Annotated in this window: 12 protein-coding genes; 7 read left to right on the forward strand and 5 right to left on the reverse strand. The window is 71.5% G+C overall.

Features of this window, described 5'->3' with window-relative positions; all coding sequences use genetic code 11:
• Positions 1-38: 38 nt before the first annotated feature.
• On the forward strand, positions 39-1487 hold the full coding sequence (locus AC068Z_RS03125) for a PspC domain-containing protein (protein WP_478551748.1): 1449 nt from the start codon (positions 39-41) through the stop codon (positions 1485-1487).
• Positions 1474-1728 carry a hypothetical protein gene (locus AC068Z_RS03130; protein WP_478551750.1) on the forward strand — a complete coding sequence of 85 codons (255 nt, stop codon included), beginning with the start codon at positions 1474-1476 and terminating at the stop codon, positions 1726-1728. The genes AC068Z_RS03125 and AC068Z_RS03130 overlap by 14 nt, the downstream gene beginning before the upstream one ends.
• Before the next feature lie 64 nt (positions 1729-1792).
• Here the strand turns inward: AC068Z_RS03130 and AC068Z_RS03135 are convergent, their stop codons facing one another.
• Both AC068Z_RS03135 and AC068Z_RS03140 read right to left on the reverse strand, forming a co-directional pair.
• Positions 1793-2320 carry a DoxX family protein gene (locus tag AC068Z_RS03135; RefSeq protein ID WP_478551752.1) on the reverse strand — a complete coding sequence of 176 codons (528 nt, stop codon included), beginning with the start codon at positions 2318-2320 and terminating at the stop codon, positions 1793-1795.
• 146 nt (positions 2321-2466) lie between these two features.
• Positions 2467-3744, reverse strand: a complete 1278-nt coding sequence (locus tag AC068Z_RS03140) for a hypothetical protein (protein WP_478551754.1) — start codon at positions 3742-3744, stop codon at positions 2467-2469.
• A gap of 273 nt (positions 3745-4017) precedes the next feature.
• Between AC068Z_RS03140 and AC068Z_RS03145 the strand changes: the two genes are divergently transcribed.
• Positions 4018-4905: a DUF4429 domain-containing protein gene (locus tag AC068Z_RS03145; protein WP_478551756.1), complete on the forward strand. Its 888-nt coding sequence runs from the start codon at positions 4018-4020 to the stop codon at positions 4903-4905.
• Positions 4906-4909: 4 nt separating this feature from the next.
• Here AC068Z_RS03145 and AC068Z_RS03150 read toward each other — a convergent pair whose 3' ends face one another.
• Positions 4910-5704: a class II aldolase/adducin family protein gene (locus AC068Z_RS03150; protein WP_478551758.1), complete on the reverse strand. Its 795-nt coding sequence runs from the start codon at positions 5702-5704 to the stop codon at positions 4910-4912.
• 173 nt (positions 5705-5877) lie between these two features.
• Here AC068Z_RS03150 and AC068Z_RS03155 point away from each other — a divergent pair, with 173 nt between their 5' ends.
• Together AC068Z_RS03155 and AC068Z_RS03160 are read left to right on the forward strand one after the other, a co-directional pair.
• The gene (locus AC068Z_RS03155) at positions 5878-6504 is read left to right on the forward strand and encodes a hypothetical protein (RefSeq protein ID WP_478551760.1); all 627 of its coding nucleotides are present in this window, start codon (positions 5878-5880) and stop codon (positions 6502-6504) included.
• Between the two features lie 42 nt (positions 6505-6546).
• Entirely contained in the window at positions 6547-7020 is a 474-nt protein-coding gene (locus AC068Z_RS03160; protein ID WP_478551761.1) for a pyridoxamine 5'-phosphate oxidase family protein, read from the forward strand.
• Positions 7021-7023: 3 nt separating this feature from the next.
• On the opposite strand, the gene guaA is transcribed toward AC068Z_RS03160, so the two are convergent.
• On the reverse strand, positions 7024-8598 hold the full coding sequence (guaA, locus tag AC068Z_RS03165) for a glutamine-hydrolyzing GMP synthase (protein ID WP_478551763.1): 1575 nt from the start codon (positions 8596-8598) through the stop codon (positions 7024-7026).
• Positions 8599-8903: 305 nt separating this feature from the next.
• Here guaA and AC068Z_RS03170 point away from each other — a divergent pair, with 305 nt between their 5' ends.
• Positions 8904-9185 (forward strand): chorismate mutase, encoded by a 282-nt coding sequence (locus tag AC068Z_RS03170; protein WP_478551765.1) that lies wholly within the window; start codon positions 8904-8906, stop codon positions 9183-9185.
• Between the two features lie 612 nt (positions 9186-9797).
• Positions 9798-10868 (forward strand): LAETG motif-containing sortase-dependent surface protein, encoded by a 1071-nt coding sequence (locus AC068Z_RS03175; RefSeq protein WP_478551767.1) that lies wholly within the window; start codon positions 9798-9800, stop codon positions 10866-10868.
• Between the two features lie 132 nt (positions 10869-11000).
• On the opposite strand, the gene AC068Z_RS03180 is transcribed toward AC068Z_RS03175, so the two are convergent.
• Complete coding sequence (locus AC068Z_RS03180; protein ID WP_478551769.1) at positions 11001-12776, reverse strand: GMC family oxidoreductase N-terminal domain-containing protein; 1776 nt, start codon at positions 12774-12776, stop codon at positions 11001-11003.
• Between the last annotated feature and the right edge of the window lie 46 nt (positions 12777-12822).

Raw genomic sequence — 12822 nt, forward strand, 5'->3', positions numbered from 1 at the left:
CACTGCCGCCGGGGCGCCGCGCCCGTCACCATGGACGCATGACTGATCACGAGCACGCCGCGACGGGTCCGGGACCCGGCTCCGGCCCGCGCCCCGCCGCGGGCGCCGGGCCGCAGGATGCCGTGCCCGCCGCGGGCCCGGCTCCCGGCGCGGGCGGAGGCTCGCACACGCACGGGCGGGCGCCCGGGCAGGAAGAGGGAGGGGGCGCTGAGCCGCCCGCCCGGTTCCGGCGGGACCGGCGGCACAAGATGCTCGCGGGGGTGTGCGCGGGGCTCGGCCGGCAGTGCGACATGGACCCGGTGATCTTCCGGATCACCCTCACCGTGCTCTCCGCGACCGGCGGCCTCGGCCTGATCTTCTACGGCTTCGCCTGGCTCCTCATCCCGTACGAGGACGACGAGCAGAACGAGGTGCGCAGGCTCCTGACCGGCCGGGTCGACGGCCAGGCGCTGACGGCGGTGCTGTTCGCGCTGGTCGGCTGCGGAGTCTTCCTGACGATGATGACCAACGGCGGGGTGCTGAGCTTCGCCGTCATACTCTCGCTGCTGCTCGCGGGCGCCGGGTACTGGTCGCGGCAGCGCGGTGGCGCGGACCCCGATCCGCTGGCCGCGCAGGCCGTCGCCGACGCCCCGCCGGAGGCCCAGGCGCCGCCGGTGCCCGCCGCGTACCCCTCCTGGTGGCGCGACCCGATCGTCAAGGACGGCACCCACGACGGCGGCACCGGCTATCTGTGGGGGCCCCGGGACTCCCGCGACCGCGACATCGCGGCGGCGGTGAACATCAGCCTCGGCACGGACTACGTGCACCTCCGGGAGGATCTGCGCGCCCGGCCCACCGAGCCGGCCAAGCGGCGCGGGCAGCGCTGGATCGGCGGCTGGATCTTCCTGCTGGCGCTGGTCGCGGGCGGTATCGGCACCCGGGTGACGTGGGACGACCGGCCCCTCGGCACCAGCCTCCAGACCGGCCTGTCCTGCGCGCTGATCGTCTTCGGTGCCGGCATCGCCATCAGCGCGTTCCGGGGCCGCACGGGAGCCGGGTCGATCTTCCTGGCGGTCGTCACGGCGGGGTTGCTGGCCGCTTCGGCCGCCCTGCCGAAGGACATCGGCACCGAGTGGATACGCACGACGTGGAAACCGGCCGCGGCGGCGGCCGTCGAGCCGCGCTACGACCTCGGCACGGGCGTCGGCACGCTCGATCTGCGCGGGCTGGAGGTCGCCGAGGGCAAGACGGTGACCACCGGCGCCGAAGTGGGCGTGGGACAGCTGAAGGTGATCGTGCCGCCGGAGGTGACGGTGAAGGTGAGCATCGACGTGGGCGTGGGCGACATCCAGCTCCCGGGCGACGACAAGGAGGACGTGGATGTGGCGCCGGACAAGCACAAGGACGTGACGCTGAAGCCGGCCAAGGGGTCCGAGCCCGCGGGGACCATCGAACTCGACCTCAATGTGGGCGTGGGACAGGCGGAGGTGAGCCGTGCGGGGTCATGAGTTCCAGCCCGGGCGGCTGGTCGCGGGCGCGTTCCTGGCGCTGGCGGGCCTTGTCTACTTCGGTGACGCGGGCGACGCCTGGGAGACGCCGTGGTTCGTGGTGATCCCGCTGGTGATGGGGGGCCTGGGTCTGGCGGGCGCGGTGGCCGTCCTGACCCGGGGGATACGCAGGCACCGTCAGGTGGGCCGCACGACGGGCACTGCGGGGGCGACCAGGGCGGAGCGGGAAGCACGGCTCTGACGAGGATCCGGACCGGGCGGCCGGGCTCGGGCGGCCAGCCCGCGGCTCCCTGGCTCGCGCCCGCCTACACGTACCCGGCGCGCTGCCGTTTGCGGGCCCGGATCATCGCGTCCAGGGACAGATAGGGGGCGCCCGCGAGGATGAGAGGGATCCAGGCCATCAGATACGGGAGGTCGTTGCCGAAGTAGTACGGATCGGCGGCCCAGCTCATCGTCAGCCACAGGCTGAGCGAGAGGAGGGCACCGCCGAGGGCCGCGATGCGGGCGAAGAGGCCGAGGAGGGTACCGATGCCGACGGCCAGCTCGCCGAGGGCGATGGCCCAGCCGAAGGCGACGGGGTTCTCCAGACCCAGGTCGACCAGGGAGGGGATGGCGGAGGAGTCACGGACGGCGCGCATCTGGTCGCCGATGGAGCCGGAGCCGGAGTCCTTCAGGAACTCCCCGCCGAGCATCTTGTCGAGGGAGGCGTAGACGAAGGTGACGCCCAGGAAGATGCGGAGAGGGAGGAGGGCGTACTGGGTGGCCAGGTCACGCCAGTCACGGCGGCCGTCCATATAGGGGGAGTGTGTGTCGGTACGGAAGCCGTGAGTCATCGGTGCCGCCTCTCGCCCGTCGGGACGTGCCCCTCAAGGGACGATACGTTCACCGCGCGGGCCCCGCTCAATCCTGACCAGACCATTTTCTCCGTGTTGACGGTTTTTCGCCCCTGCCCGGGGTGACGCTCTCACTCCGTCACCGCTCACTCCGTCACATCGATCGCGTACCGCCCCGTCTCCACCCCCGCGGCCGTCACGACCTGCACTTCCACCCGTCCCGGCTCCACGTCCGCCGGGACCGGGACCGTCAGGACCGTGTCGGTGGGGTTGCTGAAGCCTCCCCGGACCGGGATCAGCGGGACGTGGACGTTGACGGGGCCGATGCGGACGACCATGCGGGAGAGACGGTCTGCGGTGCCGGCGCCCGGCGGTACGAACCCGGCGCCGCGGATCTCGATGTCGTCGCCCGTGCGGATCGGGCCGTCCAGATCGCCGGCCTCGCGGGAGCGGACCACGGAGAGGATGACCGGTCGGCCGCCCTCGGCGTACTTTCCGGCGAGGTAGGTCGCCGCGGAGACGAGGACCACCACGGCGAGGCCCCAGGGGAGGTCGGGGAGCTGGTCGGGGCGGCGGGCGAGGCGTACGGCGGCGAAGAGCAGGGCCACCGCGCCGATCACCACGTACTGGATATCGGCGAACGTGCCCCGGCCCGCGTCGTCGGTCAGGAGGTCCGCGGCACGGGGGCGGTCCGCCCGCGTCTTCTGCAGGCGCTGGCCGAGGACGCGCAGCCCCACCACCCGGCGGACCAGCACCGCGACCGCGGACACCACCGCCAGGACCGTCACGACGCCGGCGCCGCGGGCCAGGTCGAAGCCCGCGATCAGCGCGTCGCGTTCGGCGGGGTCGGAGGCGGAGGCGAGGCGGCCCACCAGGACGAGCACCGCGTAGGCCAGGAACAGCACCCAGGCCGCCGCGACCGCGCGGGAGGTGGACAGCCGGTTGTCCTCACCGATGACGGGGGCCAGGACTCCGCCCCGGGCGCGGTGGAACCACGAGGCCGCGGTCAGCGCGCCCGCCGTCACCACCGCGGCGAGCAGTCCGGCCGTGCGGGCGCTCGTCCAGCCCGCGCCGATCGCGGTGAGCGCCTGCACCAGGAGCAGCACGACCACCAGGGCCCACACCGTGCAGGCGGTGTGCCGCCACAGGCGGGACAGCCAGGCCTCGCCCTCGGCGCGGCCGCGTTCGGCGACCAGTTCGGCGGACTGCGTGAGCTCCTCCGAGACCCACTGCCGGGACGCCGAGGCCGAGTGCGCGACCCCCGCGGGCAGCCCCTGCCCGGCCGCGAACCCGTCCCGCATCAGCAGGAATTCGGCGACCGCGCGCCGGTGCCCCGCGCGTGTCCCGTGCGGACAGTCCCCGCAGGTGCAGCCGCCCGCGTGCGCGCCCGGGTCCGTGCCCTGTCTCGCCTCCTGCACCGCCACGTCCGATGCCGCCTTCCCCGCGCTCCGTGCCGCCACAACTCCAGTGCAATGCCAGCGAATTGTGCCCTACGCCACCCCGGCCGCGCCCGCCAGGTCCGGTCCGTGGGAGGGCCGGGGACGGGATCGAGGGGTGTGTGGGATCAACCGCCCAGCTCACACGAGCGCGAGCACGACCGGGCGAACATCCGCTCGCCCGGCGGAATCCCGCGCGCCGGAGCCGTACCGGGTGTGACACACCGGCCGCCGTGTTGACCCGGCTGGGAGAATTTCCTCATGGCCGAGATCATCCAGCGCGACGGGACCTGGGCCTTCGACGGCACCACGGTCAGGATCACGCCGGGTCTGCACCGCTCGGTGCCGCTGTTCCGGCAGACGTACGGGGAGATCGCCGTGCCGCTGGAGGCCGTCGCCGGGGTCGTCTTCGAGCCCGAACGCAAGCGCGGGCGGCTGCGGATGCGGCTGCGCGAGGGCGCCGACCCGCTGCTCCAGGCCACCGGCGGACGGCTGCCGGAGCCGGCGGATCCGTATCGGCTCGCGGTGGACGTCGACCGCGCGGGGGTCGCCGAGTACGTGGCCGAGGAGATCCGCCACGCCCTGCTGCTGGACCAGATCCCGAACGAGCCCACCAAGGCCTATCTGCTCCCCGGCCCCCCGGTCCCGGTCTCGGTGCGCTCCTCCGACGGCGTGGTCTCCTTCGACGGGATCCAGGTGCGCATCGACTGGAACGACACCTCCGACCGGGTCAAACGGGCCACCGGGCCCCGGATCGTCAACATCGCCGATGTCGTCGGCGTCGAGTGGCTGCCCAACTCCGGCTACGAGGACGGCTTCCTGCGGTTCCTGACCCGGGAGACGGCGTTCTCCAAGCTCCCGCCCGACAAGGACCCCTATGCCCTCGACCTGTGGGGCAGCGCCCGCCGCGACCTGCTCACCGCGCTGGTCGCCACCGCCGTGACCGCCCGCCTGCCGCACCCCTCCACCCGCAGCGGGGTGGCGTACGCCGAGCGCGCCCGCCCGCTCACCGCCGCCGTACCGCCCCCGGCCGACCATCACGACGTACTCCTGCGCAGGTTGCGGGAGTTGGGCGAGCTGCACCGCGACGGCGTGCTCACGGACGAGGAGTTCGCGATGACGAAGGCAGCCGTGCTGAGAGGCTTCTGAAGCCCTAGCTCAACAGATCCGGCTCGCTCCTGCTGATGTCCTGCCACATCGGCTGGTAGTTGATCCACGCCACCAGGTCCCCGCCCAGCTGCTCCCGCGTCGCCACCGCCGCCTTGTGGTCGATCAGGACCGGGCGGCCGGCCGCCTTCGCGGTCAGCTGGACCTGGCAGGACCGCTCCAGCGACAGAAACCACCAGGCCGCCGCGTCCACCGAGTCCCCCACGGTCAGCAGCCCGTGGTTGCGCAGGACCAGCGCCTTGCGCGAGCCGAGCGCGGAGGCGATACGGCGGCCCTCCACGGCGTCCACGGCGACCCCGCTGTAGGCGTCGTACAGGGCGATGTCCTCGTAGAAGGCGCAGCTCTCCTGGGTGATCGGGTCGAGCAGGTCGCCGAGGGCGGCGAGCGCGCGGCCGTGCACGGAGTGGCAGTGGGCGACGGCGACCACGTCGGGGCGGGCGGCGTGCACCTGGGCGTGGACGGTGAAGGCAGCCTGGTTGACGTGGTAGCGGCCGTCGACGACCTGTCCGTCGGAGTTGGCCAGCACCAGGTCGCTGACCGTGACGTGCCGGAAGGGCATCCCGAAGGGGTTCACCCAGAAGCAGTCGCTGAACTCCGGATCGCGCGCGGTGATGTGCCCCGAGACCCCGTCCTCGAAGCCGAGGCGCCCGAAGATCCGCAGCGCGCCCGCGAGCCGTTCCTTGCGGTGCCGGCGTTCGTCCTCGACCGACTCGTGCATCGGCGGCATCGCGAAGCGCAGCCGGTCGGTGGGGAGCGGAACCGGCGGCGTGGGCCCGGGCATGTGGCAGCCTCCTGCACTGATTGCTTTACGGCCCGGAAGTTACCGTCGGTCAGGGCAAAAGGGCAGGGCCGAGTTGTAAAGATGACGCGCAACCCTTTCAGGCGATCAGGGGTCTGGTATCCGGAATCAGCAAATCCGCGTCACTTTCCAGCCACGCACCGCCAGGAGTCCCCGTGAGCATCGCCGACCGCCACGTCACCGCCCTCATGCGACAGCTCGCATCCCAGGACGTCGTCGAGCTCGTGCACCCCTTCGCCGAGTGGGAGACCGTCGGGGCGCTCGCCTACATAGCCGAGTGCTACGGCTTCGCGTACGCCGACGTCCGCCACCTCGGCCAGCAGAAGATGCTGTGCGTCCGCATGGTCCGGGACGCCGACCCGCGGGCGCTGCGGCGCGCGGCGGCCAACGCGGCGGCGTTCCCGCAGGCGGGCGCGGGCGGCCCGGTGCCCGGCATGTACCAGGGCTCGCTGACGCCGGTGCCCGCGGCGCAGCCGGACGTCGACCTGATCACGACGCTCATCCGGTACGACGCCCTGGGCGCCGCCGGCAACCGCAAGCAGTTGCTCACCATGGCCTGGGCCCTCCCGCCGCTGTTCGTGCTGCTGGCCGCGCTGACCGGGAAGTTCGCGGTCCTGCTCACGCTGGCCGCCCTGACCCCGGCCTTCCTGCTGATCACCCTGCGCGTCAACGAGACCAGGCGTGCCAGGCTGGCCCGGCGTCTGACGGCGGCGGGCTGCACGCCGGTGCGCGACGCACAGGGGCGGGAGCGGTTCGTACGGCCGGTGCCGTACGGCGTCTGATACCGGACAGCGGATGTCGGGATTCGGCGCCACACTCGCCGTATGACGGAGAACTGGGCAGCCTTCAGCTCTGCCGAACCCGCGTTCGCGGCGCTCGTGGAGAAGCGCTTCGGCGCCTTCACGCACCACGTCCTCGCCACCCTGCGCAAGGACGGCTCCCCGCGCACCACCGGCCTCGAGGTGACCTTCCGGGCCGGTGAGCTGTGGCTCGGCATGATGCCGGACTCGCTCAAGGCGCTCGACCTGCGCCGCGACCCGCGCTTCGCGCTCCAGGCGAACCCCGGGGAGGGCCAGTCGATGGGCGGCGGGGACGTGCGGATCAGCGGCCGGGCGATCGAGGTCGACGACCCGGCGCAGAAGGCCGCGTACGGCGAAGAGGTGGAACCGCCGGAGCCGTTCCACCTCTTCCGTACCGAGCTGACCGAGGTCGTGAGGACCTACGTGGAGGACGACAAGTACCTCGTCCTGCAGATCTGGAAGCCCGGCGAGCCCGTGCGCCTGGTCAAGCGCACCTAGGGCCTACTCCCACTCGATCGTGCCCGGCGGCTTCGACGTCACGTCGAGGACGACGCGGTTGACGTCCCGCACCTCGTTGGTGATCCGGGTGGAGATCTTCGCGAGGACGTCGTACGGCAGCCGCGACCAGTCGGCCGTCATGGCGTCCTCGGAGGAGACCGGGCGCAGCACGATCGGGTGGCCATAGGTGCGGCCGTCGCCCTGGACGCCGACCGAGCGGACGTCCGCCAGCAGGACCACCGGGCACTGCCAGATGTCGCGGTCCAGGCCGGCCGCGGTCAGCTCCTCGCGGGCGATGGCGTCGGCCTCGCGCAGCAGGTCCAGGCGCTCCTTGGTGACCTCGCCGACGATGCGGATACCGAGGCCGGGACCGGGGAACGGCTGGCGCTGGACGATCTCCTCGGGCAGGCCCAGCTCCTGGCCGACCATGCGGACCTCGTCCTTGAACAGCTGGCGCAGCGGCTCGACGAGCTCGAACTCGATGTCGTCGGGGAGGCCGCCGACGTTGTGGTGGGACTTGATGTTGGCGGTGCCGGTGCCGCCGCCGGACTCGACGATGTCCGGGTAGAGGGTGCCCTGCACGAGGAAGGCGACCTCGGGACCCTCCTCCTGGAGGATCTCCAGCTGCGCCTGCTCGAACACACGGATGAACTCGCGGCCGATGATCTTGCGCTTGGTCTCCGGGTCCGAGACGCCGGCCAGCGCGGCGAGGAACCGCTCCTGCGCGTCGACGACCTTCAGGTTGGCGCCGGTCGCCGCCACGAAGTCCTTCTCGACCTGCTCGGTCTCGTTCTTGCGCATCAGACCGTGGTCGACGTAGACGCAGGTCAGCTGGGAGCCGATGGCCTTCTGCACGAGGGCGGCGGCCACCGCGGAGTCGACGCCGCCGGACAGGCCGCAGATGGCGCGCTTGTCGCCGACCTGCGCGCGGATCGCGGCGACCTGCTCCTCGATGACGTTGCCCGTGGTCCACGAGGGGGTGAGCCCGGCGCCGCGGTACAGGAAGTGCTCGAGCACCTGCTGGCCGTGCGTGGAGTGCATGACCTCGGGGTGGTACTGGACGCCGTAGAGCTTCTTCTCGTCGTTCTCGAAGGCGGCGACCGGGACGACGTCCGTGGAGGCCGAGACGGTGAAGCCCTCGGGGGCGGCGGAGCAGGCGTCGCCGTGCGACATCCAGACGTGCTGCTCGGCCGGGGTGCCCTCGAAGAGGGTGGAGGAGGAGCGGGACACGTGCAGGTCGGTGCGGCCGTACTCGCGGGCGCCGGTGTTGTCGACGGTGCCGCCGAGGCTCTGCGCCATCAGCTGGAAGCCGTAGCACATGCCGAAGACGGGGACGCCGGCCTCGAAGATCGCGCGGTCGAGGCGGGGGGCGCCCTCCTCGTAGACCGACGAGGGGCCGCCGGAGAGGATGATCGCCGCCGGGTTCTTGGCGAGCATCTCGGCGACCGGCATGGTGCTCGGCACGATCTCGCTGTAGACCCGGGCCTCACGGACGCGACGGGCGATGAGCTGGGCGTACTGCGCGCCGAAGTCGACGACCAGGACGGTGTCGGGGGCGGCGGGGGTCGCTGGTGACACGGGTTGCCTTCCGGCGGCTTGAAAGGGGCTGTGCCATCGATTCTAACGGGGCGCAAAACGGCGGCCCACGTCTCAGGATGCGAACCGGGTTCGGCGGTCACCCCGGGCCACGGCATACTGACCCCATGCTCACGCACCCGACCTTCCTCTTTACCTATGGCATCCGGCCCGCCGGCTGCCATGGTCGTGCTGCTTGAGCAACTGACAAGCGACTTCCCAGGCGCCCCGGGCCGACAAGGCCCGGGGCGCCTGTCGTTTCCCGGGCCGTGCCGATCCGGGGCCCCGCCCCCAAAGGAGCCCCTGAAATGACCGCTCTCGACGTCACCGGCGCCCGCACCTCCGAGGCCGCCGACGTGATCACCGGTGCCCGTGAGCGCATCGACTCGCTCGACGACCGGATCATCGGTCTGATCCAGGAACGGATGGCCGTGTCCGCCGTCATCCAGGAGGCCCGGATCGCCTCGGGCGGGCGTCGGGTGAACCTCTCCCGCGAGATGGAGGTCCTCGACCACTTCCGGCAGGCGTTGGGCAAGCCGGGCACGGCCCTCGCGATGACGCTGCTCGAACTGTGCCGCGGTCGCATCTGAGTTCGAGCCCGCCCTCACCCGTACGGCGCGTGACCGTCGCGCGAGACGCTTCGTTGGTCGTGGTGTCCGTGCCAGCCAGGGGCGGGCCCGAAAGAACCACGCGTGGCTCACTGGAGCGATGAGACGTACGGATCGTGCCGTGCGTCGTGGGACCTCGCTCCAGTCAAGTGACCGGACGGCAGGGGACAGCAGCCCGGTCACCCAAGAGAACGGTCGGCTCCGGGGACGCCCGGGGCCGGCCGGCGGGACGCACCGAACGGTCGAAGAGTCCCCATGTCCCGCCGAGACAACCGCATGGCACCGCGTCACCGCCAGAGGTCGAGATGCGCGGCGACGCACGACAGAGACAAGCGGCGCAACCCCCCGGCGCCGCTCCCCAGGCACCGGCGCTGCCCTGACGCCGGTGCTGACGGAAGAAGGGCCCCGCGACTCCGTCCCGCGGGGCCCTTCGCCGTATTCGCACATCCGCCCGGAAAGTGGCCCAGCTCACATAAAAACTGTGTGAGTGAAGGGACAACCATTCGCAGGCTTCGCGGATCCAACCATGCGAACCAAGGGCCACACCCGCTCCCCCATGCGGAGGCCTCTCAGCATCGACTCCTCGAGGTCTTCATGAAGCTTCGCCGTGCTCTGGCCGCCGCGGCGGCGACGGCCGCCATAGCGCCGATCGCCCTGCTGTCCGCTCCGGCCGCGTTCGCCACGGACGAGACGTCGCCGGCGCCGAGCTCCTCGGAGAGCACCCCGGCCGCCGACGACTCCACGCCGCCGGCCGACGACACCACGAGCCCGGCGCCCTCGGACTCCACCCCGCCCGCGGACGACACCACGAGCCCCGCGCCCTCGGACTCCACCCCGCCCGCGGACGACACCACGAGCCCCGCCCCGTCGGACAGCACCCCGCCGGCCGACGCGAGCACCTCCCCGACCGCCACCGCGAGCCCGTCCGCCTCGGAGTCCGAGGACGAGGACGAGGAGGGCGACGACGAGGTCGTCGAGGAGTGCCCGGTCGACGAGAACGGCGACCCGGTCATCGACATCAGCGAGGTGCTGCACAGCTCGATCACCGGTCTGCCCGAGCAGGTCGTGGCCGGCAGCGGCTGGACGAACTTCAAGTTCAACGTCAGCAACTCCAGCGACGAGACGATCGAGGAGATCCTGCCGATCGTCGGCGTCGCCGCGATGGACTGGGAGCTGGAGGACGACTACACCGACCTCGTCACCGTGCAGGTGCGCAGCGGCGGCACGTGGGTCGACATCGCCACCCAGTTCGGCGAGGGCGGCGCGCTCAACACGTTCAGCCTCGAGGGCGGCCAGTCGATCAGCTACGACCTGCGGGTCAACGTCAGCCGCGAGGTCCCGAGCGCGGTCGGCATCGCCATCGGCCTCGCCGAGTACTCCACCGAGGACGGCTGCTGGACCTCCGAGGACGAGAACTACGGCATCTACTTCTTCGAGGTGCTGCCGGCCGGCTCCAACCCCGGCAAGCCGGACGACTCCAAGCCGCAGACCGGCGGCAAGGACGAGATCACGGACGTCAGCGAGGTCGACGTCGACGGTGAGCTGGCCGAGACCGGTTCGGACTCGAACCTGCCGGTCATCGCCACCGTCGGTGGTGTCGCGATCGTCGCCGGCGCGGGCGTGATGTTCGCGATGAAGCGCCGCCGGGCGGGCGCCGAGGCGTGAGCCTCACCAGCGCCTGAGGCACGGGCCTGGCACAAGGGCCTGACAGACGGGCCTGACAGAAGAGCTTGACGCAAGAAAAAGAGAGAAGGACCTGCGCTCGGAGGGGGGTGCAGGTCCTTCTCGCTGTCTGCGTCAGTTCTTCGGCGGCACCGCCGGCATCCCCAGGAAGGGCAGGCGCAGCGCGCCGAACGCCTCCGCCGGGACCGCGGGCATCTTGGGCTCGACCGGCTGGAGCCGCTCGTACGGCTGTTCCTGCGCCGGTCGCGGATCCTCCTCGCCCTTGTTGGGCCAGTACGACATCGCCCGCTCGGCCTGCGCGGTGATGGTCAGCGAGGGGTTCACGCCCAGGTTGGCGGAGACCGCGGCGCCGTCGACCACCGAGATGCCCGGGTGGCCGTAGAGGCGGTGGTACGGGTCGATCACACCGGTCTCGCGCGTGGCGCCGATCGGGCAGCCGCCGAGGAAGTGGGCGGTGAGCGGGGTGCCCATCAGTTCGCCGACATTGGACCCCGCGAAGCCGTTGATGGACTCGGCGAGCGCGGTCGCGCCCTCCGTGGCCGCCTTGATCTGCATCGGGTTGGGCGAGCCGTGGCCCTGGCGGGCGGTCAGCATGCCCTTGCCGACGCCGTCCGGCTTCAGGTACGTCGTCAGCGAGTTGTCCAGCGACTGCATCACCAGGCCGATGATGGTCTTCTCCGACCAGCGCCGGTTGGACAGCGAGCGCAGGACCAGCAGCGGATGCCGGACGGAGTTGCGCAGCCAGGCCGCGACGCGCGACGCGCCCTCGGTGTACGGGACCTGGAGGATCGTCAGGCCGCCCATGGAGTTGGAGCCCTTGCCGTAACGGACCGGCTCGATATGGGTGTTCGCGTCCGGGTGGATCGAGGACGTGATGGCGACGCCGCGGGTGAAGTCGACCTTCTTCTGGCCGGTGACCTTCCGGTAGCGCCGGTTGTCGGTCTGCGCGCCCACCAGGGCCTCGGAGTTGGTCCGGGTCAGCTCGCCCAGCTTCGGCGAGAGATACGGCAGCTGCCCGCTCGCCTTCATTCGGTGCAGCAGGGTCTGGGTGCCGTAGGTGCCGGCGGCGAGGACGACCCGGCGGGCCTTGAAGACGCGGCCCTCGCCCTTCTTCCGGTCGGTCGGAAGGGTCGCGACCGCGTATCCGCCCTGCGAGTCGTCGGTGACGGACACCACGGTCGTCATGGGGTGGACGACCGCGCCGGCTTTCTCGGCGAGGTAGAGGTAGTTCTCGTTCAGGGTGTTCTTCGCGCCGTGCCGGCAGCCCGTCATGCACTCGCCGCACTCGGCGCAGGCCGTGCGGGCGGGACCCGCGCCGCCGAAGTAGGGGTCGGCGACCCGTTCACCCGGGCGCGCCCGCACCGAACCGTCCGCGTCCTCGCCGTCGCCGAAGAACACGCCGACCGGGGCCATGTGGAAGGAGTCCCCCACACCCATGCGCTCGGCCGCGTCCTTCAGATGGACGTCGGAGGGGGTCATGGTGGGGTTGAGCCGCACGCCGAGCATCCGCCGGGCCTGGTCGTAGTACGGCTTCAACTCCTCCTGCCAGTCGGTGATGTCCCGCCACTGCGGGTCGTCGAAGAACGGCTTCGGCGGTACGTAGAGGGTGTTGGCGTAGTTCAGCGATCCGCCGCCCACTCCCGCGCCCGCCAGCACCATGACGTTGCCCAGCAGATGGATGCGCTGGATGCCGAACATCCCGAGCTTCGGGGCCCAGAGGAAGTTCTTCAGGTCCCAGGAGTTCTTCGGGAGGGTCTCGCGGGTGAAGCGTCGGCCCGCCTCCAGGACACCGACGGTGTAGCCCTTCTCCGTGAGGCGGAGGGCGGTCACCGAGCCGCCGAAGCCTGATCCGACGACGATGACGTCGTAGTCGTAAGCGTCTTTGCTCACGCGCGCTCTCCTCTTGACCGACTGACCGAGTGACGGGCTGACCGAG

The sequence above is a fragment of the Streptomyces sp. NPDC043726 genome (genome assembly GCF_056436565.1).

Bases quoted from the DNA above. Each gene is read 5' to 3' on its own strand.
- AC068Z_RS03145 (WP_478551756.1), top strand. From the start codon at position 4,018: ATGGCCGAGATCATCCAGCGCGACGGGACCTGGGCCTTCGACGGCACC.
- AC068Z_RS03125 (WP_478551748.1), top strand. From the start codon at position 39: ATGACTGATCACGAGCACGCCGCGACGGGTCCGGGACCCGGCTCCGGC.
- AC068Z_RS03160 (WP_478551761.1), top strand. From the start codon at position 6,547: ATGACGGAGAACTGGGCAGCCTTCAGCTCTGCCGAACCCGCGTTCGCG.
- AC068Z_RS03170 (WP_478551765.1), top strand. From the start codon at position 8,904: ATGACCGCTCTCGACGTCACCGGCGCCCGCACCTCCGAGGCCGCCGAC.
- AC068Z_RS03175 (WP_478551767.1), top strand. From the start codon at position 9,798: ATGAAGCTTCGCCGTGCTCTGGCCGCCGCGGCGGCGACGGCCGCCATA.
- AC068Z_RS03135 (WP_478551752.1), bottom strand. From the start codon at position 2,320: ATGACTCACGGCTTCCGTACCGACACACACTCCCCCTATATGGACGGC.
- AC068Z_RS03150 (WP_478551758.1), bottom strand. From the start codon at position 5,704: ATGCCCGGGCCCACGCCGCCGGTTCCGCTCCCCACCGACCGGCTGCGC.